35 protein-coding genes and 1 other RNA gene are annotated in these 25,996 nt (G+C 64.7%); 21 read left to right on the top strand and 15 right to left on the bottom strand.

Annotated elements, in window-relative coordinates:
- Positions 1-30 precede the first annotated feature (30 nt).
- From M0209_RS06830 to M0209_RS06785, 10 genes are all read left to right on the top strand, one after another.
- The gene (locus M0209_RS06830; RefSeq protein ID WP_258887536.1) at positions 31-2,304 is read left to right on the top strand and encodes a chemotaxis protein CheA; all 2,274 of its coding nucleotides are present in this window, start codon (positions 31-33) and stop codon (positions 2,302-2,304) included.
- Positions 2,301-2,729: a chemotaxis protein CheW gene (locus M0209_RS06825; protein WP_258887535.1), complete on the top strand. Its 429-nt coding sequence runs from the start codon at positions 2,301-2,303 to the stop codon at positions 2,727-2,729. The genes M0209_RS06830 and M0209_RS06825 overlap by 4 nt, the downstream gene beginning before the upstream one ends.
- Before the next feature lie 62 nt (positions 2,730-2,791).
- Positions 2,792-3,160 carry a response regulator gene (locus M0209_RS06820; protein WP_258887534.1) on the top strand — a complete coding sequence of 123 codons (369 nt, stop codon included), beginning with the start codon at positions 2,792-2,794 and terminating at the stop codon, positions 3,158-3,160.
- 4 nt (positions 3,161-3,164) lie between these two features.
- Positions 3,165-4,232 carry a chemotaxis protein CheB gene (locus M0209_RS06815; RefSeq protein ID WP_258887533.1) on the top strand — a complete coding sequence of 356 codons (1,068 nt, stop codon included), beginning with the start codon at positions 3,165-3,167 and terminating at the stop codon, positions 4,230-4,232.
- Entirely contained in the window at positions 4,229-5,086 is an 858-nt protein-coding gene (locus tag M0209_RS06810; protein WP_258887532.1) for a protein-glutamate O-methyltransferase CheR, read from the top strand. The genes M0209_RS06815 and M0209_RS06810 overlap by 4 nt, the downstream gene beginning before the upstream one ends.
- Before the next feature lie 9 nt (positions 5,087-5,095).
- The gene (locus tag M0209_RS06805; protein ID WP_258887531.1) at positions 5,096-5,983 is read left to right on the top strand and encodes a DMT family transporter; all 888 of its coding nucleotides are present in this window, start codon (positions 5,096-5,098) and stop codon (positions 5,981-5,983) included.
- Positions 5,983-6,678 carry an N-acetylmuramoyl-L-alanine amidase gene (locus M0209_RS06800; protein ID WP_258889586.1) on the top strand — a complete coding sequence of 232 codons (696 nt, stop codon included), beginning with the start codon at positions 5,983-5,985 and terminating at the stop codon, positions 6,676-6,678. Before M0209_RS06805 ends, M0209_RS06800 begins: the two co-directional genes overlap by 1 nt.
- A gap of 12 nt (positions 6,679-6,690) precedes the next feature.
- Positions 6,691-7,063, top strand: an RNA gene (gene rnpB, locus M0209_RS06795) — RNase P RNA component class A.
- A 28-nt stretch (positions 7,064-7,091) separates the two neighbouring features.
- Positions 7,092-7,637, top strand: coding sequence for a J domain-containing protein (locus M0209_RS06790; protein ID WP_258887530.1), 546 nt, complete (start codon positions 7,092-7,094; stop codon positions 7,635-7,637).
- Positions 7,634-7,906 (top strand): (2Fe-2S) ferredoxin domain-containing protein, encoded by a 273-nt coding sequence (locus tag M0209_RS06785; RefSeq protein ID WP_258887529.1) that lies wholly within the window; start codon positions 7,634-7,636, stop codon positions 7,904-7,906. Before M0209_RS06790 ends, M0209_RS06785 begins: the two co-directional genes overlap by 4 nt.
- On the opposite strand, the gene M0209_RS06780 is transcribed toward M0209_RS06785, so the two are convergent.
- The 10 genes from M0209_RS06780 to M0209_RS06735 all read right to left on the bottom strand — a co-directional run bounded on the left by M0209_RS06780 (position 7,883) and on the right by M0209_RS06735 (position 11,717).
- A complete protein-coding gene (locus tag M0209_RS06780) occupies positions 7,883-8,206 on the bottom strand; it encodes a hypothetical protein (RefSeq protein WP_258887528.1) in 324 nt (107 codons plus the stop codon). The two genes, M0209_RS06785 and M0209_RS06780, sit on opposite strands and share 24 nt — an antisense overlap.
- Positions 8,203-8,625: a SufE family protein gene (locus M0209_RS06775; protein WP_258887527.1), complete on the bottom strand. Its 423-nt coding sequence runs from the start codon at positions 8,623-8,625 to the stop codon at positions 8,203-8,205. Before M0209_RS06775 ends, M0209_RS06780 begins: the two co-directional genes overlap by 4 nt.
- A gap of 133 nt (positions 8,626-8,758) precedes the next feature.
- Positions 8,759-9,001, bottom strand: a complete 243-nt coding sequence (locus M0209_RS06770; protein ID WP_408988185.1) for a hypothetical protein — start codon at positions 8,999-9,001, stop codon at positions 8,759-8,761.
- 14 nt (positions 9,002-9,015) lie between these two features.
- The gene (locus M0209_RS06765) at positions 9,016-9,261 is read right to left on the bottom strand and encodes a hypothetical protein (RefSeq protein ID WP_258887526.1); all 246 of its coding nucleotides are present in this window, start codon (positions 9,259-9,261) and stop codon (positions 9,016-9,018) included.
- 27 nt (positions 9,262-9,288) lie between these two features.
- Positions 9,289-9,537 carry a hypothetical protein gene (locus tag M0209_RS06760; RefSeq protein WP_258887525.1) on the bottom strand — a complete coding sequence of 83 codons (249 nt, stop codon included), beginning with the start codon at positions 9,535-9,537 and terminating at the stop codon, positions 9,289-9,291.
- 26 nt (positions 9,538-9,563) lie between these two features.
- The gene (locus tag M0209_RS06755; protein ID WP_258887524.1) at positions 9,564-9,854 is read right to left on the bottom strand and encodes a hypothetical protein; all 291 of its coding nucleotides are present in this window, start codon (positions 9,852-9,854) and stop codon (positions 9,564-9,566) included.
- A 27-nt stretch (positions 9,855-9,881) separates the two neighbouring features.
- Positions 9,882-10,259: an envelope stress response membrane protein PspC gene (pspC, locus tag M0209_RS06750; protein WP_258887523.1), complete on the bottom strand. Its 378-nt coding sequence runs from the start codon at positions 10,257-10,259 to the stop codon at positions 9,882-9,884.
- Between the two features lie 22 nt (positions 10,260-10,281).
- Positions 10,282-10,506, bottom strand: coding sequence for an envelope stress response membrane protein PspB (gene pspB / locus M0209_RS06745; RefSeq protein WP_258887522.1), 225 nt, complete (start codon positions 10,504-10,506; stop codon positions 10,282-10,284).
- Position 10,507: 1 nt separating this feature from the next.
- Positions 10,508-11,176, bottom strand: a complete 669-nt coding sequence (pspA, locus tag M0209_RS06740) for a phage shock protein PspA (RefSeq protein WP_258887521.1) — start codon at positions 11,174-11,176, stop codon at positions 10,508-10,510.
- 85 nt (positions 11,177-11,261) lie between these two features.
- On the bottom strand, positions 11,262-11,717 hold the full coding sequence (locus M0209_RS06735; RefSeq protein ID WP_258887520.1) for an energy transducer TonB: 456 nt from the start codon (positions 11,715-11,717) through the stop codon (positions 11,262-11,264).
- A gap of 166 nt (positions 11,718-11,883) precedes the next feature.
- Between M0209_RS06735 and pspF the strand changes: the two genes are divergently transcribed.
- A complete protein-coding gene (gene pspF, locus M0209_RS06730) occupies positions 11,884-12,936 on the top strand; it encodes a phage shock protein operon transcriptional activator (RefSeq protein ID WP_258887519.1) in 1,053 nt (350 codons plus the stop codon).
- A 64-nt stretch (positions 12,937-13,000) separates the two neighbouring features.
- On the top strand, positions 13,001-13,621 hold the full coding sequence (locus tag M0209_RS06725; protein ID WP_258887518.1) for a superoxide dismutase: 621 nt from the start codon (positions 13,001-13,003) through the stop codon (positions 13,619-13,621).
- Here M0209_RS06725 and ispZ read toward each other — a convergent pair whose 3' ends face one another.
- Genes ispZ through M0209_RS06700 form a run of 5 tightly spaced genes read right to left on the bottom strand, consistent with a single transcriptional unit; the run spans position 13,622 to position 18,780 of the window.
- Positions 13,622-14,209, bottom strand: coding sequence for a septation protein IspZ (gene ispZ, locus M0209_RS06720; protein WP_258887517.1), 588 nt, complete (start codon positions 14,207-14,209; stop codon positions 13,622-13,624). It abuts the gene before it with no gap.
- On the bottom strand, positions 14,206-15,132 hold the full coding sequence (ftsY, locus tag M0209_RS06715; protein WP_258887516.1) for a signal recognition particle-docking protein FtsY: 927 nt from the start codon (positions 15,130-15,132) through the stop codon (positions 14,206-14,208). Before ftsY ends, ispZ begins: the two co-directional genes overlap by 4 nt.
- Positions 15,129-16,277, bottom strand: coding sequence for a MiaB/RimO family radical SAM methylthiotransferase (locus tag M0209_RS06710; RefSeq protein WP_258887515.1), 1,149 nt, complete (start codon positions 16,275-16,277; stop codon positions 15,129-15,131). Before M0209_RS06710 ends, ftsY begins: the two co-directional genes overlap by 4 nt.
- Positions 16,274-17,080, bottom strand: coding sequence for a diaminopimelate epimerase (dapF, locus tag M0209_RS06705; protein WP_258887514.1), 807 nt, complete (start codon positions 17,078-17,080; stop codon positions 16,274-16,276). The genes M0209_RS06710 and dapF overlap by 4 nt, the downstream gene beginning before the upstream one ends.
- A gap of 38 nt (positions 17,081-17,118) precedes the next feature.
- Complete coding sequence (locus M0209_RS06700; RefSeq protein WP_258887513.1) at positions 17,119-18,780, bottom strand: bifunctional diguanylate cyclase/phosphodiesterase; 1,662 nt, start codon at positions 18,778-18,780, stop codon at positions 17,119-17,121.
- 234 nt (positions 18,781-19,014) lie between these two features.
- Here M0209_RS06700 and ffh point away from each other — a divergent pair, with 234 nt between their 5' ends.
- The 9 genes from ffh (at position 19,015) to M0209_RS06655 (ending at position 25,994) form a co-directional block, all read left to right on the top strand.
- Positions 19,015-20,424, top strand: a complete 1,410-nt coding sequence (ffh, locus tag M0209_RS06695; protein WP_258887512.1) for a signal recognition particle protein — start codon at positions 19,015-19,017, stop codon at positions 20,422-20,424.
- Positions 20,425-20,463: 39 nt separating this feature from the next.
- Positions 20,464-21,060, top strand: coding sequence for a 30S ribosomal protein S16 (gene rpsP, locus M0209_RS06690; protein ID WP_258887511.1), 597 nt, complete (start codon positions 20,464-20,466; stop codon positions 21,058-21,060).
- Between the two features lie 3 nt (positions 21,061-21,063).
- Positions 21,064-21,525, top strand: coding sequence for a ribosome maturation factor RimM (gene rimM, locus M0209_RS06685; RefSeq protein ID WP_258887510.1), 462 nt, complete (start codon positions 21,064-21,066; stop codon positions 21,523-21,525).
- A gap of 30 nt (positions 21,526-21,555) precedes the next feature.
- Positions 21,556-21,846 carry an AbrB/MazE/SpoVT family DNA-binding domain-containing protein gene (locus M0209_RS06680; protein ID WP_258887509.1) on the top strand — a complete coding sequence of 97 codons (291 nt, stop codon included), beginning with the start codon at positions 21,556-21,558 and terminating at the stop codon, positions 21,844-21,846.
- The gene (locus M0209_RS06675; protein ID WP_258887508.1) at positions 21,843-22,223 is read left to right on the top strand and encodes a type II toxin-antitoxin system VapC family toxin; all 381 of its coding nucleotides are present in this window, start codon (positions 21,843-21,845) and stop codon (positions 22,221-22,223) included. Before M0209_RS06680 ends, M0209_RS06675 begins: the two co-directional genes overlap by 4 nt.
- Positions 22,224-22,231: 8 nt before the next feature.
- Entirely contained in the window at positions 22,232-22,507 is a 276-nt protein-coding gene (locus tag M0209_RS06670; protein ID WP_258887507.1) for a hypothetical protein, read from the top strand.
- Complete coding sequence (gene trmD / locus M0209_RS06665; RefSeq protein WP_258887506.1) at positions 22,504-23,244, top strand: tRNA (guanosine(37)-N1)-methyltransferase TrmD; 741 nt, start codon at positions 22,504-22,506, stop codon at positions 23,242-23,244. Before M0209_RS06670 ends, trmD begins: the two co-directional genes overlap by 4 nt.
- 7 nt (positions 23,245-23,251) lie before the next feature.
- Positions 23,252-23,629 (top strand): 50S ribosomal protein L19, encoded by a 378-nt coding sequence (gene rplS / locus M0209_RS06660; RefSeq protein WP_258887505.1) that lies wholly within the window; start codon positions 23,252-23,254, stop codon positions 23,627-23,629.
- A gap of 142 nt (positions 23,630-23,771) precedes the next feature.
- Entirely contained in the window at positions 23,772-25,994 is a 2,223-nt protein-coding gene (locus M0209_RS06655) for a S9 family peptidase (RefSeq protein ID WP_258887504.1), read from the top strand.
- Positions 25,995-25,996 lie beyond the last annotated feature (2 nt).

Genomic DNA, 25,996 nt, shown 5'->3' with positions numbered 1-25,996 from the left:
ACCGGTCCGATGCAACAGGGCGCGGGCGCAATGGACGATCTGACGGGAGAGTTCGTGGCGGAAACGCGCGAAACTCTCGAACGCATCGGCGACGCGCTGCTCTCGTGGGAAACCCATCCTGCGGATAGTGCACGCCTCGACGAGATTTTCCGCTTCGTTCACACGGTCAAGGGAAGCTGCGGCTTCATCGCTCTGCCGCGCATCGAGGCGCTGGCTCATGCTGCGGAAACCGAACTTGCCGATGTGCGGGCGGGAGGACGGCAGGCGGATGCCGCGCTGGTTGGGGCGATGCTGGCGGTCATCGACCGGATCGCGGTTCTGGTCGCTGCACTCGAAAGGCCGGGAGGGGCAGTGCCCGAAATATCGAGCGATACCGCACTGATAGCGGCGCTCGATCGCAATGCCGTTGCTCCCACCGTCATCGGGGTAGAAGCGCCCGGTGCCGCCCCGCAGCGCAATGTCCGCATTGCGGTATCGCTGCTCGAGGCACTGATGACCCAGGTTTCCGACCTGGTGCTCGTCCGCAACGAACTCGCCCGCACTGTGCGCCTGTCGGACGACCCGGCGCTGGCCAGCGGGTTCGAGCGGCTCGCCGGGATCGTCACCGATCTGCGCGACAGTGTGACCCGCACTCGGATGCAGCCCATCGACCGGCTCTTCGCCACCTTGCCGCGCCTCGTGCGCGACACCGCGAAGGAATGTGGCAAGCTGGTGACACTCGAGCTCAGCGGCCAGGATGTCGAGATCGACCGCGAAATGGTCGAAGCCATCCGCGATCCGCTGGTCCATATCGTCCGCAACGCGATCGACCATGGCATCGAGACGCCCGAGGGGCGCGTTGCCGCCGGCAAACCCGCCACCAGCGTGGTGCGGATCGCGGCGCTGCAATCGGGCAATCAGGTCAGCATCGAGATTTCGGACGATGGACGCGGGATCGATACGGGCGTCCTTGTCCAGCGTGCCGTCGCTGCCAGAAAAATCGATGCGGCACGGGCAGCCGTGCTCGATCCTGCTGCGGCAACGCAGCTCATTTTCGAGGCGGGCCTGTCGACCGCCGAAAAGGTCACAACGATTTCGGGGCGCGGTGTCGGCATGGATGTCGTCCGCGCCAATGTCGAACGGCTCGGTGGCAGTGTCGCGCTCGTCAACCGGCCCGGACTCGGTTTGACGGTGACGCTTCGCGCGCCGCTGACGCTCAGTATCGTCAATGCGCTGGTGGTGCGGGCAGGGGGACAGGGTTTTGCCGTCCCGCGTGGGGCGGTCGAGGAAGTCGTGGCGCTCGGGCGCGACAACGCCCGGATCGAAGCGGTCGGCCGCGGCCATATCGCGGTGATCCGGGGCGTGGCGCATCCGGCCTATATCCTTGCCGACCTGCTCGGACTGCGGGCGCAGGACTCGCGGCTGGCGATGATCGTCGCGACGCCGTCTGGCGGGCGTTATGTACTCGCGGTCGAGGCCGTGCTCGACCATGAAGAACTGGTGGTCCGCCCGATGGCACCGCAACTGGTTTCGCAAGGGATGTTCGCGGGCCAAAGCCTTGGCGACGACGGTCGGCCGGTTATCGTGCTCGATCCGGTCGGCATTGCCGGTGCAATCGGTCTTGCGCGCGACACCCGTGCGGTCGAGCCCGCAGCGACGGTCGTCACCGCCAGACCTGCTTCAGTGGTCGTCGCAACCGCGCTCGACGGTCGGCGTGTCGCCGTGCGGAGCTTGCTGGTCGAGCGCCTGGTCGAAACATCGCGTGCCGACTGGGTCGAGGCAGGCGGGTGGTGGTTCGCAATCGTCGAGGGGCGGCATCTTCCCAGTTGCTGGTCGGGTGACATGCCCGACAACGCATCGATTTTGGCGATGCTGCTGTTCGATGGGCAGCGTCGTGTCGTCCTGCCGGTCGCCACCGTTCACGACCTCGCGCCGCTGGTCGAAATGGCCGTTGTCGATGCCAAGGGGGTCGAGGCGCTGCTCAATATCGGCGATCTCCCGGTGGAGTTGCTCGACGCGCTCAGCCTGTTCGAGCGCGCAACCGACATCGCAGCGAAGCGGCCTGTGGCGGCAATTCTGCTCGACCGGACACCCTGGTCGCAGGCGATACTTGCACCGCTGGTAGCGGCTGCGGGGTACGAAGTTCACTTCGGCGCCGCCGATGCACCCGAGCTGGTCATCCATCTCGACGGCGACGATGTCCCGTCAAATGCGGCGCTCCGCATCCCGCTGGAACGGCAAGCCGAGGGCGGCGTCGCCATCGATCGCTACGACGGCCCCGCACTTCGTACGCTTATTGGCGCCACACGCCGGAAATCGGCATGAGCGGCTTGTTCGTCCTCGCCTGGATCGGGGCGCAACAGGTTGCGTTCGAGGCAACGAGCGTCGAGGCCGTCGTCGATATCCCGCTGGTCGTGCCGGTGCCGCTTGCCGCGTCGCATGTCGTGGGGCTGGCCTCGATCCGTAGTCAGGTCATCACGGTGATCGACTGCAGTGCGGCCACCGGCGGGCCGTTTGCGTCGCCGACGGGGCGTGCCGTGCTGACCGGAATCGACGGCCATCGTTACGCCATGCGAGTCGACCGGGTCGACGATGTCGTCGCGGGCTCGGTGAGTGCCGATGCCGGTGTCCCGCTGGGTCCGTTGTGGGGCGATATTGCCACTGGCGTGATCGAAGTCGGCGATAGTTTTGCCATCGTCGTCGATCCGGCGAAGCTCGTTGCGGTCGTGCCTGCGGCGATTGCGGCATAACGATTAACGGCTCGCTCATACCTGCAAACTAACGTCCGTTCCAAGAACTGCAGGGGTCGCACATGTCGAAAACGTGTCTGGTTGTGGATGATTCGAAGGTCATCCGCAAAGTTGCGCGCCACATACTGGAAACGCTCGACTTTTCGGTCGAGGAGGCCGGCGACGGGCAGGAAGCGCTCGATGCGGTGGCGCGGTCGGTTCCCGATGTCGTCCTGCTCGACTGGAATATGCCGGTGATGAGCGGCATCGAATTCTTGCGCGCGCTGGGCGAACGCAACGTCCAGCCGCGGCCGAAGGTCGTGTTCTGCACCACCGAAAACGGCACCGCCCATATCCGCGCCGCGCTCGACGCCGGGGCGGACGAATATGTCATGAAACCTTTCGACCGCGACACACTCGCGAGCAAGCTCCAGTTCGCCGGGGTCGCCTGACCCCGTGGCAAGTGCCGTTGCTACCCGGATCGACCCAGTTGCCGGACAACACCGTCCGATCTCCGTTCTGATTGTCGATGATTCGGCAGTCGCACGGGCCGCCCTGTCGCAGATGGTCGATTGCGGCGGATCGCTCCAACTCGCCGGGGCGGTCGACGGGGCCGGACGGGCAATTGCCTGGCTGCGCGACAACCGTGCCGATGTCGTGCTGCTCGATCTCGAAATGCCGGGCTGGAACGGCCTTGCCGCGCTGCCGGACCTGTTGGCTGCCGGGCGGGGGGCGAAGGTTCTGGTGGTTTCCTCGACCGCGCGCGCCGGGGCAGAGGCGACCTTGCGTGCGCTTGCGGCCGGCGCGGCCGATACGCTCGCCAAACCGGCGATGGGCCAGCTCAACCAGTCGTTCCAGGCGGTCCTGATCGACCGGATCGAACGCCTCGGTCGCGCGTCGCGCCATGGCGGCGAGGTTGCCCGTTTCACGTTACGTCCCGAACCCGCGACGCCGGTTGCCCTGCTCGGCATCGGGGCATCGACCGGCGGGCTCAGTGCGCTTGCCGCATTCTTCGCCGGACTTCCCGCAAGCTTCGGCGCGCCGATCGTGGTCACGCAGCATTTGCCGCCGAGCTTCATGCCCTATTTCGCCGACCAGCTGGCGGCGATGGCCGGGCGCTTCGCCCATGTCGCAACCGAGGGGCGGATCGCCGAACCCGGTGAAATTCTCGTTGCGCCGGGACACGCGCACCTTCTGGTCCGTCGGCAGGGGACACATTTCGTGGCGAGCCTCAGCGACGCGCCGGTTCCGACGCGCTGCTGTCCCTCGGTCGATCCGATGCTGGTATCGCTCGGCGAAGCAGCGGGGCCGGATGCTGCCGCCGTCGTGCTGACGGGCATGGGCCGCGACGGCAGCGCGGGTGCGGCCCGCCTCGTCGATGTGGGTGGATCGGTTATGGTCCAGGACAGTGCAAGCAGCGCCGTCTGGGGCATGCCGGGATCGATCGCGACGCAAGGGCTGGCCTGTGTTGCCGCACCACCCGCGCGGCTGGCTGCACATCTCGCGCGGCGGGGGTCCAAATGACTGCGCCCGAAACCACGAGCGCGGCAACGCGGATCTTGTCGGCCCTGCTCGAAGCGCGCACCGGCCAGATCCTGTCGCCTGCGCGGAGTTGGCGGATCGAGGCATCGCTGAAGCCTATCCTGCGCGAACTGGGGATGCCGACACTCGATCCGCTTGTCGCGCAATTGTCGTCTGGGCGCGATCCCGCGCTCGCGAGCCGCGTGGTCGAGGCCTTGCTCAACAACGAAACCTCGTTCTTCCGCGACGCAACGGCGTTCGACCAGCTCGACCGCGACGCGCTCGAGTTGCTCCGCCTCAACCGCACGGCTTCGCGTCGCCTGCGGATCTGGTCGGCGGCATGTTCGACGGGACAGGAGGCTTATTCGCTGGCGATGCTGCTCCGCGACGGGGGACCGCGCTGGGCAGGCTGGACGTTCGACATCCTTGCAACCGATGCGTCTGCCGCTGCCGTCGCCCGCGCGCGGACCGGCCGCTACAGCCGGTTCGAAATCCAGCGCGGCCTTCCGGTTCGCACGATGCTGCGCTGGTTTCGCGAGGACGGCGAAGACTGGGTCGCCGATGGCCTGCTCGCGCGCGATATCCGCTTTGCCACACATGATATCCGCCAGCCCGCACCCGGCCGCTTCGACCTGATCCTGTGCCGCAATGTGCTCATGTATTTCGTAGTGCCGCTGCGGACGCAGGTGCTCGACCATATGGCCGACGCGCTCGACCCTGGTGGCGTGCTGATGCTCGGCGCGGGTGAGACCGTGATCGGCCAGACCGAACGCTTTGCCTCGCATCCCGACATGCGCGGGCTTTATGTCGCCGCGCATGAGGTTTCGCGGTCGCCATTGCGCGTCGCAACCCGCTAAGCGGGGCCAGTGTCATCTCCCAGCCGATTCGGGCCGCGCGACATCGCCGTCGCGCTGGCGATCAACCTCGTCTGGGGGCTGAACATCGTTGCCATCAAGATGTCGGTCGATCTGGTGCCGCCGTTCACTGCGGCCTTGCTGCGCCAGTCGCTGGTACTCATCGTCTGCCTGCCGTGGCTTCGCATCGTGCCGGGGCGGATGCGCGATCTGCTCGCCCTGTCCGTCGTCATCGGCGGCGCGTTCTTCGCCATCGTCAACCTGTCGCTGGTGGTCACCGAAAATGTCGGCGCGCTGGCGATTGCGGGGCAATTGGGCGCGCCGTTCTCGCTGATCCTTGCCATCATATTTCTGGGAGAGCGTATCGGTATCGTCCGCGTGGCGGGCATGGCGCTCGCGATGGGCGGTTGCCTGCTGCTGGTGTTCGATCCTGCGGCGGCGAAGGAGGTGCCCGGACTGCTGTTGACCGTGCTGGCCTCGCTGATGTGGGCGACCGGTTCGCTGCTCCAGCGTCGCCTCGTCGGTGTGGACATCCCGACGATGTATGCGTGGATCGGCCTTGGCGGCACGATCATCCTCGCGCCGCTCGCGCTGTTTTTCGAAGCGCCGGTGATGACGGGTGCCGTTCTGGTACCGCCCGTCGCGTTCGTGTGGATTGCCTTTTCCGCGCTCGGCTCGACGCTGATCGGATCGGGCGGCATGGCGTGGCTGCTCCAGCGCCATCCGGTCACGACGGTCATCCCTGTGACACTCGGCGCGCCGGTTATCGGCGTGGTTGCCTCCAGCATCGTATTTGGCAATCCGCTCACGCCGGTTATGGTGCTGGGCGGAACGATAGCGCTGGCGGGTGTCGCCATCGTGACGACGCGCAGCGCACGCGCGAGGGAGGAGCAGGCGTGATCGACCGCATCATCGAGACGCCCTCGCCCAATTTCGACGAGCGCAAACGCCCTGTCAGCATCATCGTTTTGCATTACACTGGCATGCAGAGCGCCGACCTCGCGATCCGCCAATTGACGATCCCCGAGTCAAAGGTATCGTCGCATTATGTCGTCGCCGAGGACGGGCAAATCCTGCGGCTGGTGGCCGAGGACAAGCGTGCCTGGCACGCCGGCCGGTCGCACTGGCGCGAAGTGACCGACGACGTGAATTCGGCGAGCGTCGGCATCGAAATCGTCAACCCCGGACACGAATGGGGGTATCGCCCGTTTCCCGAAGCGCAGATCGAGTCGGTGATCGAGCTCGTCGCCGATATCAAGAGCCGCCACAGCATCACGCGCGGCAATGTCGTCGGCCATTCGGATGTTGCCCCCGCGCGCAAGCAGGACCCCGGCGAGCTGTTCCCCTGGGCGCGGCTGGCGAAGGTCCGCCTCGCCTTGCCGCGCCCGACCAGGAATCTGATCGATCCCAACTGGACCGATGCGGGGTTCCTGCTCGCGCTCGAGCGATTCGGTTACGACGTCAGCGACAGGCTGGCCGCCGTCGTCGCGTTCCAGCGCAGGTTCCGGCCCGAATTGCTCGACGGCACCATCGACGGCGAGTGCCGAGCGATCTTGCTCGCCCTCCTGCTTCCCAAACCGCAGGGCGACGAGTAAGGCGCACATGTGCCAGAGGGTCGGGCGACCGCGGGCGGCTTGCCGCGCGAGGAAAGTCCGGGCTCCACAGAGTGAAGGTGCCGGGTAACGCCCGGCGGTCGCGGCGCAAGCCGGGGCAAGGGACAGTGCCACAGAAAACAGACCGCCGCACTTCGGCGCGGCAAGGGCGAAACGGTGCGGCAAGAGCGCACCGCGGCCTTGGCAACAAGGCTGGCAGGGCAAACCCCACCTGGAGCAAGATCGAATAGGGACGGCATATGGACCTGCTCGGTTCCGTCGTCCGGGTTGATTGCTGGAGGCTGTCGGCAACGGCAGTCCTAGAGGAATGGTCGCACAGCGCGGGCAACCGCGTGGACAGAACCCGGCTTACAGACCCTCTGGCGCATTACGCCCCCAGTCCCTAGATGCGCCCCATGCCGCGCCGCACAACACGTTCGCTCGACTGGGGCTTTCCGCGCTGGCGCGAGTACGGGTCGGAAACGGCGGCAACGACCGTGCGGCTCTGCGACCGGCACGGCTGCGAGGCGAAGGGCGACAAGCCCGCGCCCAAGGCGCCGAACAGCAAGGACCGCTGGTATTTCTGCGAGACGCACGCCGCCGAGTACAATCGCAACTGGGACTATTTTCAGGGGCTTACCCCCGAAGAAGCCGCTGCGCGCGAAGCACAGGAGCAGGCCGAAGCGGGGGGCTGGAAGACCAGCGCCTACCAGCAATGGGCGGGGCCGGGCGATGGCACGCGCAGCAACGACGAGATGCGCGCGCTGAACGTGCTGGGGGTGGCGAGCGATGCGTCTTTCGAAGACATCCGCATCGCGTGGCGTGGCCTCGCCAAGGCCAACCACCCCGATCTGAAGCCCGGCGATGCCGATGCCGCCGCGCGTTTTCGCGAGATCCAGGCCGCTTGGGACGTGCTGAGGTCTGCGGAGGAGCGGCGCGAAGCAGTCAAGACAGCAACATGATCCGGCTGGCCCGCGCAAAACCGGTTGCGATCGTTATGGCGTGCGAGAAGTGCTTCAAGCGGACGCATGCCAAAGACAAGCTCACCAAGCCGCTGAAGCGCGCGCTCAAGCCGCACCGGATCAAGCTGGTCAAGACCCGCTGCCTCGGCGTCTGTCCAAGAGATGCCGTCACCCTGCACGATTCGCGCAAGCCACGCGAATGGGCGATCGTTGCCCATGGCACGCCTGCCGACGAGGTGGCCGCGCTATTCCTCGAGACTGTCGGGTAAAGGCGCTTTCCCGGAAATCGCGCGGGCCAGTTTTGCCGCCGCGTCGAATGTTTTTTGCCCGTCGAGTTCGATCGTGTTGTCCACGAACCGCGCGGGCGCTGGTTTGCCGTCGAGCGCGATTTTTGCCGTCGGCCCCAGCCGCTTGACCCGCGCTGCCGCGGCCGGTGTGAGTGTCAGCATCACCACGGGCGCGCCGGTGCCGCCCGCGATCGCGCGTCCGTCGAGGAAATCGGCTGGCTTGAGCGGCTTGCCCGCCACGCTGATCTGCGCGGCGATAAACAGGATCAGCGCGGCATTCATGACGGCGGCGATACCAGATGCCGCTCTGCGGTCGACTTGATCAGCGCGATCATGTTCGGAATGCCCTGCGTCCGGTTCGAGCTCAGTTGGCGCGACAGGTCGAACGGGGCGAGTTCGGCGGCAATGTCGGTCGCGACGATCTCGGTCGCGGTCCGGTCCTGAACAGTGGTCAGGACCAGCGCGATGATCCCCTTGGTGATCGCGGCATTGGAGTCGGCGAGGAAATGGAGCTTGTCCCCATCCCGCATCGGATAAACCCACACGCTGGCCGAACATCCCCGCACCAAAGTGCTGTCGGTCTTGAGTGCATCGGGCATCGCCTGAAGATCGCGGCCCAGATCGATCAGCAGGCGATATCGGTCGTCGGCGTCGAGGAAGTCGTATTCGTCGCGAATATCGGAGAGAGCGGGCAGGGACATGCCGATCGCTATACAGACCCTCTCCACTTTGTGGAGAGGGTGGCGAAGCAAAGCGCAGCCGGGAGAGGCATGTTGTGGAGGCGGCGTGCCTCTCCCGATGCTTCGCATCGCACTCTCCGCGAAGCGAAGAGGGTTAGATATCCACTCCCGCCGCGATCGCCTCCAACCGCCGCACGCGCTCTTTCAGGTCGGCAACATCGATGCGCTGGCCGACCGTCGGGCCCGAGACGGGCATTGCTCCCTCGACCCGTGCGCCGATCTCGGCACGTTTCAGATCGATCCAGGCGGTAAAGCCCTTGAGGCCGATCAGGCCGAGCACGGTGCTGGCGATCAGCGCGGTCATTCCCATGCCGAAATACAGCGTCAGACTGTCCATGACCATTGCTCCTGTCACCGCAGCTTCTCGATCTCGCGATCGAGCAGGCGTGCGCCATTTTCGTCGGTGGCCAGCCGTTCGAGCACCGCAATACGCTCCTTCAGCTGGACGATTTCCTCCTTCAACCGGCCCGCCTCAGCATCCGAGCGTGTCGGAATTGTGCGTCCCATACGGTCGGTGGAAAAGCCGTATCGTGCCTTGATAATGCTCCCGATCATCGCGATGGCGATGATCAGCACAACCATTTCAAACGGATTCATCGAATGCACTCCCCAGTGGAATTGGCGTCAATTTAGCGGCGTGTCGCGCAGCGCCTCGATCTCGTCGGACAGATTGACCCCCTTGTCGGTGGCGATCCGTTCGAGCACGCGCATGCGCTCCTCGAGCCGCTCGGTATGCGCGGCGTATTGCGCGGTCTTTTCCGCGGTCATCATCGACTGTTGTTCGAGCTGCCGTTCCTTGAGGCGAAGCCACATCTTGAACGGGGCGATGCCGATGGCCGCGAGCGGAATGAGAACCCATATCCAGTGTTGCATGGTCGTTGTCCCTTGATGTCAGCTGCTCAGCGCAGGCTATCGATTTCTTCGGCAAGCCGCGCGGGCTTGTCGGTGGCAATGCGTTCGAGAACCGCGATCCGTTCCTGCAAGCGATCGACCTGGCCGGTCAGACGCTCGCTCTCGGACGACAGCAGCTCGATCTTGCGGTCGGCTTGCGGGTCGGACTTGGCGACCGATCCGCCCCATTCGCCCTCGACCGGGTAGCCGTGCCGAGCCCTGATCCAGCTCGTCGCGATCCAGCCGAAGGTGCTGATCGCCACCAGCGCGATAATGAACTCGGGTGCTCCGTGCTCCATTGTCATCACTCCCCCTTTGCCGACACCCTAGCGCAAGCTGTCGATCTCGTCGGCGAGCGACGAGTTGCGGCTGGTGTAATAGGTTTCGACATCGGCAAGCCGACGGTCGAGATCGCGGAACTTGGCGCGGACATCACGGGTCGAGCGCGACGGCGACTGGCGCACGCCTTGCCAGAATTTGGCGTCATCGGCGTCGTCGTAGAGGCCGACCGGCTTGGCCGGGGCCATCCACGCGATGATCAGATAGGCGACCAGCAGCGCGCCCGATCCGAACACGGTGCCGAGCACTGTGACGACGCGAACGACTGTCAGGTCGATGCCGGTGTAGTCGGCGATCCCCGAACACACGCCCAGCCATTTGGCGTTCTGTTTGTCGAGGTAGAAGGATGTACGACGTGCGGTCATTGCAGGTCTCCTAAGCGGCGGTTCAGCCGTTTTTCCAATTGGGGTTATCAGCGGTCATGATGCGCTCGATCGTGACCACGCGGTCTTCCAGGCGGCGGGCGGTATCGTGCAGATCGTCGAGCAGGTTTTCGTCATCGACGGTGAGCGTTTTCGCCTGCTTCCATTTGGAGACGTAGTGGAGAATGACCCACGGCATCCCGATGAACAGCATCCCGACGATGACGATGGGGAGAAGGACGTCTTCCATCTTACTTCGCCTTTCCTGCGGCCTTTGCCTTCAGCGCTTCGAGCGCGGCATCGACTTTTTCCGATGATTTCAGCTCGTCGATTTCCTCGTCGAGCGTTTTGGTGGCACCCATCGCCAGCGCCTCGGCGCGGCCCTCGGCCAGGTCGGCACGCTTTTCGAGCACTTCGAAGCGCGAGAAGGCGTCCTGCGCGCGCTCGCCCGAATAGGCTTCGCGGACGCGGATGCTCTGATGCGCGGTTTCCATCCGCGTCGCGATCGCCGACTGGCGACTGCGGGCATCGCGCAGCTTCGACTGGAGCTTGGCGATATCTCCCTCCGACGCTTTCAGCGCATCGTCGAGTATGGCGAGTTCGGCCTGCATCCTTTCGATCAGGTCGGTCGCCTTCTGCCTTTCGACCAGCGCGGCCTTGGCGAGATCCTCTCGGTCCTTCGACAGCGCGAGCTCGGCCTTTTCTTCCCAGTTCGCTTCGAGCGACTGGAGCTTGCCGATATGGCGGCGCATTTCCTTCTGGTCGGCAATGGTGCGCGCGGCGGTCGCGCGGACCTCGACCAACGTCTCCTCCATTTCGAGGATGATCATGCGGATCATCTTCGCCGGGTCTTCGGCCTTGTCGAGCAAGTCGGCGAAGTTGGCGGCGACGATGTCGCGGGTTCGGGAGAAGATACCCATGGAAACGGCCTTTCTGTATGCGACTTATTATCTAGCGTGAAACATGTGCCGGGACGAGCAGGGGTTTGCCCGTCCCGGCCCCGGATCAGCCGACGGGGCTGGCGGGATTCTGTGCGAGCGCTTCGCCCTTGGCGTTGACGTAGCGGTTGACGAGCGCGACCGACTGGGCCTCGCCGGGCTTGGCGACGTTGCCGTACTTCATCACAACGGCGACCGTGCGGGCCGCGCCCTTGGGAAAGACGACCGATTTTGCCGTCAGCAGTGCGTCGTCATCCAGCAGCTTGTGGCCGCTCGAACCGGCGACGTCGGCGCTTAGCACCTTGCCGTCGGCGTCGATCCGGACCGCGATGGTCGCAACCCCCGACAGATCGGCGGGGGCATAGGCCTCGGTCTTCAGCTGCGCTTCGACGTTGCGCACGAAATCGCTTTTGGGGGAGGCTTGCGCCGCCTGCGGGGCCGCGAAGATCAGCGCGGTGCCGAGCATCGACGCCGCAACGGCAGTTGCCGTGGTGCGAAAGCTGGGGGCGGTAGCGGTGTACATCGGGTAAACTCCTGAAACCTGTTGCTGTCGCCGTCGGGGTTGGCGGGGACATGAACCGTTTTGCAGAATGCGTGCCAATTTAAGGAATGGCGGAAATCCGGCATTCTTGATCGAGTTCGCAAAATCATCCTTGCCAATGTTCGGTAATTTTCACTAACTCTGCGGAATGGACAGGGGCAATCAAGTCGTTGGCGAGTCATTCGCCTTTCTCGATTCGATCGAGCGTGCCAGTCGCGCCGCCGGGTTGAACCGCCCCGTGCTGGTCATCGGCGAGCGGGGGACGGGCAAGGAGCTGGTTGCCGAACGTCTCCACCGCCTCAGCCCACGCTGGGCGGCCCCGCTGATCACGATGAACTGCGCCGCGCTCGCGGAGACGCTGATCGAAGCCGAACTGTTCGGGCACGAGGCGGGTGCTTTCACCGGCGCGACCAAGGCGCGTGAGGGGCGTTTCGAGGAGGCCGACGGGGGCACATTGTTCCTCGACGAACTCGCGACGCTTTCGGCGGGCGCGCAAGAACGGCTGCTGCGCGCGGTCGAATATGGCGAGGTCACCCGGATCGGCTCGAACAAGCCACTGCGCGTCGACGTGCGCATCGTTGCCGCGACCAACGAGCATTTGCCGTCGCTGGTCGATAAGGGCCGGTTCCGTGCCGACCTGCTCGACCGCTTGGCATTCGAGGTCGTCACCTTGCCGCCGTTGCGCGCGCGGACGGGTGATGTGCCGGTGCTGACCGACCATTTCGGGCGACGCATGGCGGCCGAACTCGACTGGCGCAAATGGCCGGGCTTTTCGACCGGGGCGATGGAAGTGCTCGAACGTTACGACTGGCCGGGCAATGTACGCGAACTCCGCAACACCGTCGAACGCGCCGTCTATCGCTGGGAGGACGAGAACAAGGCGATCGACGAGATCGATTTCGACCCGTTCGACTCGCCGTGGATGCCCAAAGCGGTGTCGGGGGCAGCAGCCGCGCCGGTCGTCTCTGGGGCGCTCGTGCCAATGAGCGCGACCGCGATTGCGCGCAGCGTTGCCGATGTCCGTGATTTCCGGGCTGCGGTGGCCGAATACGAACGCGATATCCTGGCCGAGGCATTGAAGCGCTGCCGGTACAATCAGCGTGCGGCAGCGAAAGCGGTGGCGCTCAGCTACGATCAGCTGCGCCACGCGATGAAGCGCCACGGGCTGTTCGAGATAGCGGACAACGAAAATGCGGGTTGAGCGATGCGACCGAACGCCGTTACGCGCGTTCTAGGGCCGAACTATACTCGAGGAGTGTCCAGTCATGCCGTTCGTGCTGCCCCCGCTGCCCTATGCCCGCGACGCACTCGCCCCGCACATGTCGGGCGAAACGCTCGATTTCCACCATGGCAAGCACCACAAGGCCTATGTCGACAAGACCAACGAGATCGTCGCGGCCAAGGGCTTGGGCGGTATGTCGCTGGTCGAGCTGATCAAGAACCACACGGCACCGGGCGACAAGCAGTTGTTCAACCAAGCGGCACAGCTGTGGAACCACAGTTTCTTCTGGCAATGCCTGTCGCCCAAGAAGCAAGTGCCGAGCGGCAAGCTCGCCGACCTGATCGTGCGCGATTTCGGCTCGACCGAGGCTTTGCTCAAGAAGATCGCGGCAGAGGGCGTCGCGCATTTCGGCAGCGGCTGGGCGTGGCTGGTGCTCGATAGCGGCAAGCTGAAGGTCGCGTCCTACCACGACGCCGACACGCCCATCGCGCACAATGTCGCGCCGCTGTTCACCCTCGATGTGTGGGAGCACGCCTACTACATTGACTATCGCAACGCCCGGCCCAAGTTTGCCGAAACCGTGCTGGCGAACATCGTGAACTGGGATTTCGTCGCGCAGAATCTCGACGGTAAGGGCGCGGGCAGGGCAGACCAGAAGGGGTGATCAGCTTGCGGGCGGCACCTCTGCCTCGCCGCCCAGCCCGTTCTTCATCATATAGGGTACATGCGCGATCCCGAACGCCATCGAGAGCGGGATCAGCGCCCAGACCTTGACCGAAAGCCACGTGTCGAAGCTCAGTTGCCGCACCAGAATTTCGTTGAGCACGGCCATCGCAAAAAAGAACAGTCCCCAGTTGCGCGACAGGACGAGCCATGCGCGTTGGTGGAGCCCCTCGAAGCCCGCTTCGAGCACATATTTGAGCAGCGGTTTGCCCAGCATCGCGCCGCCCAGCAGCAGCACGCCTAGTCCCGCATAGATGATCGTCGGTTTTTTCTGGATAAAACTGGGATCGTGGAACCAGATGGTCAGCGCGCCGAAGCCGATAATCAGGATCGCCGAAATCCACAGCATTGGCGCAATCCGACCGAGCTTCCATTTCGATACAACCAGCGCGACGATCATTGCCGCCATGAACACGCCCGTACCCGCGAACACACCCCAGATTTTATATCCGATAAAAAACGCGATCAGCGGCCCGTAATCGAGCAACAACCCCAGATTTCCCGCACTCTTGGGCTTCACGTCGCTCACGCCTTCACTCCCGCAATCGCATTCGCCAGTTCCTGCGCGTCGAACGGGCGCAGGTCGTCGATGGTTTCGCCGACGCCGACCGCATGGATCGGCAGGCCGTATTTCTCCGCCGCCGCCACGAGCACACCGCCGCGCGCGGTCCCGTCGAGCTTGGTCATCACCAGGCCCGTCACACCCGCGACATTCCTGAACACCTCGATCTGGTTGAGCGCGTTCTGGCCCGTCGTCGCGTCGAGCACGAGCACGACATTATGCGGCGCGGCGGGATTGAGCCGCCCCAGCACGCGGCGGACCTTGGCGAGCTCGTCCATCAGCTCGGTCTTGTTCTGGAGCCGCCCCGCGGTATCGACGATCAGCACGTCGATGCCCGTCGCTGTCGCCTGTTTGACCGCGTCGAACACCACGCCTGCCGCGTCGCCGCCCTCGGGGCCGCTGACGATGGGAACGCCGAGCCGCTCGGCCCACACCTTCAACTGGCCGATGGCGGCAGCGCGGAACGTATCGCCTGCGACGAGCATCACGCCATAGTCCTGCTCGAGGAGATTATGCGCCAGCTTGGCAATGGTCGTGGTCTTCCCCGAGCCGTTGACGCCGATGACGAGGATCACTTGCGGGCGCGGGAAGGCGTCGATCACGAGCGGCCTGGCAACCGGTGCCAGCACTGCCGCCACTTCGCTTGCGATCACCGCGCGGAGCCCCGGCTCGTCGATCCCGCGTTCGAAATTCCGGGCGGCAATGGCGGCGCGCACCCGCGCGGCGGTGGGTGAACCGAGATCGGCAGCGATCAGCGCATCTTCGACCGAGTCCAGCGTGGACTCGCCGAGCTGACCGATCCCGATCAGCGTCGTGACGCTCTCGGTGACCTTTTCCGACGTGCGGCGCAGTCCCGAGAACAGGCGTTTGGCCCAGCTGGTCTCGCTCATGCGGGGTCTCCGGTCAGGGTCGCGCCATCGCTGGCCGTAATGCGGACGGGCACGATGCTGCCCGGTGCCACCGCCGCCGACGCATCGACTGTGGCAAAGTTCGGAGCATGTCCGCGCTGCCCGCTACGCTCGACAAGCACTGTCTGCGTCGTGCCGACCAGTGTCGCCAGCCATGCGGCACGACGCCCCGCACTCGCTTCGCGCAGTTCGGCGGCGCGGGTCCTGGCTATGCTCGTCGCGACCGGCGGCATCAGCGCGGCGGGCGTGCCCGCGCGCGGCGAATAGGGGAAGATATGGCCGAACACGATGTCGCATTCATCGATGATCGCGCGGCTGCTGGCGTGCATCGCGTCGGTCTCGGTCGGGAATCCGGCGATCAGGTCGGCACCGACGGCAACGCCGGGTCGCGCCGCCTTCAGCCGTTCGACCAGAGCAATCGCCTGTTCGCGCGTGTGCCGCCGCTTCATCCGTTTCAGGATCATCGGATCGCCCGACTGGAGCGACAGATGGACGTGCGGCATGATCCGTGGCTCATGCACGATCAGGTCGAACAGCGCGCCATCGACCTCTGCGGGATCGAGCGACGACAACCGCAGCCGGGGCAGGGCAGGCACTTCGCGCAAGATCGCGGCGACGAGCCCCGCAAGCGACGGGCGATAGCTGGTCAGGTCCACCCCGGTCAGGATGACTTCGCGCTGGCCGCGCTCGACCGCGCGCGCAATCGTTTCGACGACGACACCAGCATCGAACGACCGGCTCGCACCGCGGGCGATCGTCGTGACGCAGAACGTGCAGTTATGGTCGCAGCCATTCTGAACCTCGACAAAGGCGCGGGCGTGGCCCTCGTCGCTGACGGCTGGGACGTCGCCGCGCGGTCTTTCCTTGGCGATGACGCGCGACACCTCGGGCATGGCTTCGAATGCCGCGCGGTCGGTCACCGCCGCGCAGCCCGTGACGGTGATCGGCACCCCGGGTCGCGCCCGGGCACTGCGCCGCACAGCCTGTCGGGCCTGCCGCACCGCTTCGCCGGTAACTGCGCAGCTGTTGATGACGACTTGCGGGTCGCCGCCGGTCAGCCGCGCACGGATCGCCGCACCTTCGGCGATATTCAGGCGACAGCCGAAATCGAGCACTTCGACACTCATGCGCCGAACCGGCTCCAGTCCGCCTCGCCGGTGAACACATGCGTGGCGGGGCCGGTCATCCGGATTGGCTCGCCGTCGCGCCAGTCGATGGTCAGCGTGCCGCCCGTCATCGCGACCTCGACCGGGCCGGTCGCCTTGCGCGAACGGATCGCGGCGACGGCCGTCGCACAGGCGCCGGTCCCGCAGGCCAGCGTCAATCCGGCACCACGTTCCCAAGTCCGCAACTGGATATGTCCCGCATCGACCATTTGCGCGATGTTCACATTAATTCGCTGAGGAAACAGCGCGTCGGTTTCGATCTGCGGGCCCAGCCGTTCGACATCGACCGCATCGAGGTCTTCCACGAAAAATACGACGTGCGGATTGCCAACATTGACGGCCATCGGGGATTCGAGCTGTTCCCAGCCGACCGGCATGGCGGCGGTGTCCATCGCGTAGGCCAGCGGAATGTCCTGCCAGCCGAAACGCGGTGCACCGATCTCGACAGTCGCTCCGCTATCGTCGGGCGCGATTTGGACGTTCCCGCCTTTGGTCGCCAGCGTCGCCTTGCCGATCAACACCGCGAGCGCGCGCATCGCATTGCCGCACGCTTCGACTTCGCTGCCGTCGTGGTTCCAGATCCGCATCGTCGCATCGGCGCTGTCCGATGGCTCGACCATGATCAACTGATCGCACCCGATGCCCGTGCACCGGTCGGCAATCGCGCGCGCGCGCGATACCGTCATCGCAACGGCGTCCACGCGTGCGTCGATCACGACAAAGTCGTTGCCCAGTCCATGCATCTTGTGAAAGCGGCCAGTCATGACCGCGCGCATCTAGGGAGCCGACGGCTCCAAGTCCATCACGCCGAGCGGCGCAGCGGTTCGTACGCCACCCCGCCGCCGTCGATTTCGGCAACGATCGGCGCTTCCACGACAACCGGCGTCACGCGTGCATTCGGCAGCAGGTTGCGCTCGGCCAGCAAGGTGCGCGTGGCTGCAACCGGCATCGGCTTGCCGTAATACCAGCCCTGTCCCTTGTGACAGCCGAGCTGACGCAGGCGTTCCTCGATGGCGGCGTCCTCGATCCCCTCGGCGGTAACCGGCAGGTTCAGGCTGTCGCCGAGCTTGGCAATCGCATTGACGATGGCCGCGCTGTCGGGGTTGTCGAGGATCGAGGTAACAAAGCTCTTGTCGATCTTGATCCTGTCGAACGGCAGCGCCCGCAAATGCGCCAGCGACGAATAGCCCGTGCCGAAATCGTCGAGCGCCAGTTTGATCCCCTGGTTCTTGAGGCTGCCGACAATCGACTGGGCAAGCGCCAGGTTCTCAAACAACGAACTTTCGGTGATCTCGACTTCGAGCCGCGTCGCCGGAAAACCGGTTTCGGTGAGCAGCTTGACGATTTTCTGGGCAAGCCAAGGATCTTTCAACTGGATCGGCGAGATGTTGACCGACAAGGTCAGGCTTGTGTCCCAGTTGCGCGCCTCGACGAAGGCCTGCCGCATCACTGCCATCGACAGGTCGGCGATCATGCCGGTTTCCTCGGCAATCGGGATGAAGATTTCGGGCGAGACGAGCCCGCGGGTCGGATGTTCCCAGCGGGCCAGCATTTCGAAACCGTGCAGTCGCCCTGTTGTCAGGTCGATCTGTTGTTCGTAGAACGGCACGAATTGCCCTAGCGGAATACCACGCCGCATTCCGTCTTCCAGCTCGTTGCGGGCATGCAGTTCGCGCTCCATCGAGGCATCGAACCAGCTGTGGCGGTTCCGGCCCTGATGCTTGGCGGCATACATGGCGATATCGGCACGCCGCATTAGTGAATCGACGTCGTTGCAGTCGCTTTCCGAACGCGCAATGCCGCACGACACCGAGATATGGACATGGACGCCATCGACATCGAACGGCTGCGACAGGCGCGAGACCACCGCCTGCGAAACGCGCTCGACAACATCGGGATGGCTATGGTCGAACGCAAAGATGCAGGCGAATTCATCGCCGCCCAGCCGTGCAGTGAGCGCTGACGGCGGCATGATCGTGGCGATTTCCGCCGCCACCGACCTGAGCAAAGAGTCGCCCACGGCGTGGCCATGGACATCGTTGACGTTCTTGAAATGGTCGAGGTCGAGCATCAGCAGCGCGACGGCCTTCTGGCGGCGGAAGGCGCGGGTAATCAGCGCACTGCCGTGTTCGGTCAGCGCGCGCCGGTTGTAGAACCCGGTCAGCGGATCGCGGATCGCCAGCGATTGGGCACGCTGTTCGGCGGCTGCGCGCTCGTCGACCTCGTTCGACAGGTCGCGGTAACGCCGCCAGCCGAACAGGATGAGGGCGATGTTGAGCAGCAGCGCAATGGTCAGCGTGCGGTCGGCACCACCACCGACGCCGGACAGCATCGCGATCGTGCTGGACAAGAGCTGCCCACCGGTTCCGACGAACATGACGGTAGCAGCCAGGACGATGCCGCCGGTGACGATATCGTTGCGCGCGTTGGCTGTGCGCGCGCGCCCCTGTATGATTTCGCCCACCGGTAGCTCCCGTATTCCCACTTGCCCTTCGCCCTAGCGTTGGAGCGTGAAGAAGCTGTAAATGTCGGCTGTCTGCACCCTAGTTGACCCTGACACCGACTGCGCCTAGGGGCGTCGCTGCATCGACTTGCGATGCCGATGTACACTGCGGTGTGCGCCAGCCGACGAGGTTTCGTCCGCTGGCGTTTTTTGCTTGTGCGGGACTGCCTGTTTTGGATCGGGAGTGAAGGCCACTTGTTCGACACGCTGAGCGACCGCCTCGGGAGCGTCTTCGACCGGTTGAAGGGCAGGGGTGCCCTGACCGAGGCGGACGTGCGCGCGGCGATGCGCGAGGTGCGCGTCGCGCTGCTCGAGGCCGATGTCGCGCTGCCCGTCGTGCGCTCGTTCGTCGACAGCATCACCGACAAGGCGGTCGGCCAGAACGTTCTGCGCTCGATCACGCCCGGCCAACAGGTCGTCAAGATCGTCAACGATGCGCTGACCGAAATGCTGGGGTCGGACGCGTCGGACCTTGCGCTCGACGTCACGCCGCCCGCGATTATCATGATGGTTGGGCTCCAGGGCTCGGGTAAAACGACGACCTCGGCCAAGATTGCCAAGCGGCTGACGGAGAAGGACCGCAAGAAGGTTCTGATGGCGTCGCTCGATGTCAACCGGCCCGCTGCGCAGGAACAGCTCGCCGTGCTCGGCACCCAGACCGGTGTCGCAACGCTTCCCATCGTCGCGGGCCAACAGCCGGTCGATATCGCCCGGCGCGCGCTCACGGCGGCCAAACTTCAGGGCTATGACGTCCTGATCCTCGACACCGCCGGTCGCCTCCATGTCGATCAGGCGCTGATGGACGAGATGAAGGCGGTGTCCCAGGTCGCATCTCCGACCGAGATGCTGCTCGTCGTCGACAGCTTGACCGGCCAGGACGCGGTCAACGTCGCCAAGAGCTTCACAGATCAGGTTCCACTGACCGGGGTGGTGCTGACCCGCATGGACGGCGATGCACGCGGCGGCGCGGCGCTGTCGATGCGTGCAGTGACCGGCAAGCCGATCAAGTTCGTCGGTACCGGCGAAAAGCTCGACGGGCTTGAGTTGTTCCACCCGAGCCGCGTCGCGGGCCGAATCCTGGGCATGGGCGACGTCGTTTCGCTGGTCGAACGCGCCGCGCAGACCATCGAGGTCGAGGACGCCGAAAGGCTCGCGGCCAAGATGTCCAAGGGTCAGTTCGACATGAACGACCTGCAGATGCAGTTGAAGCAGATGCAAAACATGGGCGGGCTCGGCGCGCTCGCAGGCATGATTCCGGGCTTGAAGAAGGCCCAGACGGCGATGGCGTCGGCACCCGGCTCGGACAAGATGCTGGTTCACATGGACGCAATCATCGGGTCGATGACGCCGAAGGAACGCGCCAAGCCCGAACTGCTTCAGGCCAAGCGTAAAATTCGCATCGCCAAAGGGGCAGGGTTGACCGTTCAAGAGGTCAACAAGCTGTTGAAGATGCATCAGGAAATGGCCGGAGCCATGAAAAAGCTCAAGAAAATGGGCGGCATGAAGGCGTTGATGGGCATGATGGGTGGCGGTGGTGGTCCCGGCGGCATGGGCGGCCTCGGTGGTCTGCTCGGCGGCGGTATGCCTCCCGGTTTCAAAAAATAGTTTCACGATAACAATCAGATCAACGAAGGAAGTAAGACAATGGCAGTTTCAATTCGTCTCTCGCGCGGTGGCTCCAAGAAGCGCCCGTATTACCGCATCGTCGTTGCCGACGCGCGCAGCCCCCGCGACGGCAATTTCATCGAGCGTCTCGGCAGCTACAACCCGCTGCTCGCCAAGGACGACGCCAACCGCGTCGTGCTGAACGTCGAGCGCGCCAAGCATTGGCTGGGCGTCGGGGCGCAGCCGACCGACCGCGTCGCGCGCTTCCTCGATGCGGCGGGCGTCCGCGAGCGTGCCGCGCGCAACAACCCGAACAAGGGCAAGCCCGGCGAAAAAGCCACCGATCGTCTGGAAGAGCAGCAGAAGAAGGCGGCGGAAGCCGCCGAGGCTGCTGCTGCCGCAGCTGCTGCTCCCGCACCCGAAGTCGTTGAAGAGCCGGTGGCCGAAGAAGCGCCTGCTGCTGAAGTAGCCGCTGAGGAAGCCCCTGCCGAACAGGCACAGGCCGAAGAAGCTCCTGCCGAAGCAGTCGCTGAAGAAGCACCGGTCGAACAGGCTCAGGCTGAGGAAGCGCCCGCCGCCGAACAGGCCGACGCTGCGCCCGATGCCGTCGAAGAAGAAAAGACGGCCGAGGCTTAAGTCTTGGACCCGCGCCGCCCCGTCACGCTCGCCGCAATCGCCGGCGCGCATGGTGTGGGCGGCGAGGTGAAGCTGAAGCTCTTCACCGACGATCTGTCGGGGTACATGAGCTTCAACGACGGCGCGCTGACGCTGAAGTCGCTGCGCGGCAATATCGCGCGCTTCGCCGAAATCCCCGATCGCACCGCTGCCGAACGCCTGCGAGGGACAGCGCTGACCGTCCCGCGCGACACGCTACCGCCATTGGGCGAGGGCGAATACTACCACGCCGACCTGATCGGGCTTCCGGCTGTGTCCACGGACGGCGCAGACCTCGGTCATGTCGTTGCAGTCGAAAACTTCGGCGCAGGCGACGTGATCGAGATCGAGCGCCCCGACAAAAAACGCTTCATGGTCCCGATGCGCCCAGATGCGGTGCCCGAATGGGGCGAGCGGGTGGTGATTGACAGTGCCTTTATCGGTTAGTATATACGCGATGTGTATACGGAGCCAATGATGAGCGACGAATATCAAAGCACGACATTCAAGTCAGGCAATTCCGTCGCCCTGCGCCTGCCGAAGGGGCTCGGCGTTCCCGAGGGAACTCAAGTCCGCATGGTTCAGGAGGCACCGATGTCGTTCAGGGTCGAACCAATCGTCGCGCCGCGCAAGAAGATCGACATCAGCGGCTTCGCGGGCAAAGCGCCGGGTATTAGGCTGGCACCGCGCGAGGATTTCGAGGAGCGTCCCAGCACGATCCTGCGACGCGCCGAAGAGGCGGCAGCGAAGGCGCGTGACGGCGCGTGATCCGCTATCTGATCGACGCGAATTGCGCGGTATACGCGATGGATGTCGGCTATGGCGGCCTCAAGGCGCGCATCGCCGATTGCGATGCCGGTGAAATGGCGATCTCCGTGATCAGTTTCGCGGAGATCGCTTATGGTACGCATGTCGGCAAACCGCCCGCTCCCGAAGTGCTGGAAGCATTCGTGCGCGCGATTCCGCTTCTCGCATTCGACGAGGCAGCCGCCCGGGAGTATGCCCGTCTCCCGTTCAAGCGCGCCCGGTTCGACCGGTTGCTGGCGGCGCACGCGCTCAGCATCGGAGCGGTGGTGATTACCAACAACGAAGCCGACTTCGCCGACGTGTCGGGGTTGAAGGTCGAGAATTGGACGGTCGCGTGATCGTACCGATGGCGTTGCTTGCGATTCCGGTGGGCATGATCGTTGCCGGACTGGCGTGGCTGCTCCAACGAGACATTCCGACGGTTGTGCGATCAGCCACTTCAATGGGCTTCGGCCTGTTACTGCCCGCCATTTTTGCCGTCGCGTTTGCTTTGGATGCGCGCACCGAGCACCGTTCCGATGAGGTGTGGGAGATTTTGGCGCTATACGGATGTGTTGCACTGGCATCGTGTTTGGGTGCGGTGGCGCTTACGTCGGCCTTGTCGGCCCTGCGTTCACGATGACCTTCGCCGCACGCATCCTGACCCTCTATCCTGAGATGTTCCCCGGCCCGCTCGGCACATCGTTAGCGGGGCGCGCGCTCGCCGAGGGGAAATGGTCCTGCAGCCCAATCCAAATCCGAGACTTTGCCGCCGATAAACACAAGTCGGTCGATGATACCCCTGCGGGTGGCGGGGCAGGGATGGTGATGCGGGCGGATGTACTGGCTGCTGCTGTCGATCACGCCATCGCGGCCCAGCCCACAGCTCCCATCCTTGCCATGACCCCGCGCGGCAAGCCGCTCACACAAGCCCGCATCCGCCACCTCGCCAGCGGCCCCGGCGTGACAATCCTGTGTGGTCGTTTCGAGGGCATTGACGAACGCTTGTTCGACGCTCGCCCGCAGATCGAACAGGTCTCTATCGGCGACTTCATCCTGTCGGGCGGGGAGGTCGCGGCGCTCGTGCTGCTCGACGCTTGCATCCGGTTGCTTCCCGGCGTAATGGGCGCGCCCTTGAGCGGGGATGACGAGAGCTTCGAAGCGGGGCTTCTCGAATATCCGCACTATACCCGACCCGCTGAGTGGGAAGGGCGCACGATCCCGGAAGTGTTGCGATCGGGGGATCATGCGAAAATCGCAGCGTGGCGGCAACGCACCGCAGAAGACGATACACGGTTACGCAGACCGGATCTTTGGGAGCGTCATATCGGCGCTCGGGTCCAGCCTGCCTCTGACGCGCGACGAAAGAATAAGGATTAAATGGGGCATGAACCTCATCCAGACGATCGAAGCCGAAAACATCGCGAAGCACACTGCCAAGCGTGCCATCCCTGAATTCCGTCCCGGCGACACGCTGAAGGTCGGCGTCCGCGTCGTCGAAGGCGAGCGCACCCGCGTCCAGAACTACGAAGGCGTGTGCATCGCGCGTTCGAACAAGGGCATGGGATCGAACTTCACAGTTCGCAAGATCAGCTTCGGCGAAGGCGTCGAGCGCGTCTTCCCTCTCTATTCGCCCAACATCGACAGCATCGAGATCGTCCGCAAGGGCGCCGTGCGTCGTGCCAAGCTCTATTACCTGCGCGGCCGCCGCGGCAAATCGGCGCGTATCGCCGAACGTCGCGACACGCGGGGCGACAACGCTTAAATTGCGCCCAAACAGCATTCTTCCAATTCCCCGATTGCCGTCACCCTGAACTTGTTTCAGGGTCCACCGGACCGCGCGATAGCAGTCGCGCGTCGAGGTGGATGCTGAAACAAGTTCAGCATGACGGAATGTGGGATTGGTAATGCTGAAATGGGTCTTCGCGCTCGCGGTTGTCGTATCGGTTCCCGCCTTGGCTGACGAACCCGCCCCGCAGAAGCTGACGCTCGAACGCGTCTTTGCGTCGCCCAACCTCGGCGGCGCGGCACCCCGCGCGCTGAAACTATCGCCTGACGGCAAACTCCTGACCTCGTTGCGCGCGCGCACCGACGACCGCGAGCGGTTCGACCTGTGGGCGGTCGATACCGACACCAACGAAGCGCGGATGCTCGTCGATTCGACCAAATTCGGCGGCGGCGAATTGTCCGAAGCCGAAAAAATGCAGCGCGAACGCGCGCGGATCGGCGGCACGCGCGGGATCGTCGCCTATGACTGGGCGGCGGACGGCAAGTCGCTGCTGGTGCCGCTCGACGGCGATATCTATCTCGCCGGTCTCGACGGCAGCACTCGTCGCCTGACCAATACCCCGCAAGGCGAACTCGACGCGACGATTAGTCCGAAGGGCGGTTTCGTCTCGTTCGTCCGCGACCAGAATGTCTTCGTCGTCGATCTGGCGACCGGGAACGAACGCCGCCTGACCCGCGACGGTGGTGGTACACTGAGTTGGGGTCTTGCTGAATTCGTCGCGCAGGAGGAAATGGACCGCACCAAGGGCGCATGGTGGTCTCCCGACGATGCCCGCATTGCGGTAGCGCGCGTCGACGAGAGCGGCGTCGCCGTTATCAGCCGCGCCGCCATCGGGGCCAACGGGACGAAAATCTACGACCAGCGCTATCCGCGTGCCGGTGCCGCCAACGCCAAGGTCCAGCTGTTCGTGATGCGGAACGACGGCACCGGCCTCGCCCGTGTCGATCTCGGCGACAATGACGATATCTATCTCGCGCGTGTCGATTGGGCGGCGGACGGCAAGACGCTCTATGTCCAGCGCCAGACCCGCGACCAGAAGACGCTCGACCTGCTCCGCGTCGATCCGGCGACGGGTGCTTCCACCGTTGTGTTTACCGAGCGGGCGAAAACATGGCTCAACCTGCACGACAATTTCCGCGCGCTGAAGGACGGCAGCATCCTGTGGTCGTCGGAGCGCGACGGGTCCAGCCATCTCTACCGTTTCGCTACGGGGAAATGGACGCAGCTGACCAAGGGCGCATGGAACGCCCGCAATATTATTTCGGTGGATGAGGCCAAAGGGCGCATCGTTTTCGCTGGCAACCGCGAAACCCCGCTCGAAAACCAGCTCTACGCCGTCCCGCTCGCGGGCGGCCCCGTCACCCAGCTGAGCGAGAACGGCTATTGGACCTGCGCCCGCAGCGGGTCGCGGGCCGAATCGTGCAGCGCCAGCGGCGACCGCATGATTGTCACCCGCTCGAGCCAGTCGCAGCCCGAACAGGCCTATCTGGCCGACATGGACGGCAAGCGCCTGTCGTGGATCGACGAGAACAAGGTGGCGGACGGCCACCCCTATGCGCCCTATCTCCCGGCGCATGTCGCCGCGACTTTCGGGACGATCAAGGCGGCGGACGGGTCGGTCCTCCACACCAAATTGCTCAAGCCCGCCGTTGCCGACGGGGCGAAGGCGCCCGTGATGGTCATCGTCTATGGCGGACCTGGCGCAGGGCGGCAGGTGACCAACAGCTGGGCCAGCCCCATCGAACAATATCTGGTGCAGCAGGGCTGGGCGGTGTTCTCGGTCGATGGACGCGGGACGCCGGACCGGGGCAAGGCGTTCGAGGACCAGATCTACCGTGCGATGTCGTCGGTCGAGGTGAAGGACCAGCTCGCCGGCGTCGAGTGGCTCAGGAGCCAGCCCTGGGTCGATCCCAAGCGCATTGCCGTCTACGGCTGGTCCTATGGCGGCTATATGACCCTGCGCCTGCTCGAAAGCGCACCGGGCACATTTGCAGCAGGTGTTTCGGGCGCGCCGGTGACCAGATGGGAACTCTACGACACCCACTATACCGAGCGCTACATGGGCATGCCGCAGGACCCGGGCGGTGCCTATGCCAAGGCCGATCCGCTGACCTATAGCGACAAGATCGCCGATCCGCTGCTACTCATCCACGGCATGGCCGATGACAATGTCGTGTTCGAAAATTCGACAGCGCTGATGGCCAAGTTGCAGGCGGCGGGGAAGCCGTTCGAGACGATGGTCTATCCCGGCCAGACGCACCGCGTCGCGGGGCCGGGGGTGAGCGTCCATCTGTGGCGGACGATCCTGAACTTCCTCGACCGCACCACCGCCCCGAAGTGACG

Source organism: Sphingomonas sp. SUN039, assembly GCF_024758725.1.
Classification (GTDB): Bacteria; Pseudomonadota; Alphaproteobacteria; order Sphingomonadales; family Sphingomonadaceae; genus Sphingomonas_O.
This window is presented reverse-complemented; position numbering and strand designations above follow the sequence as displayed.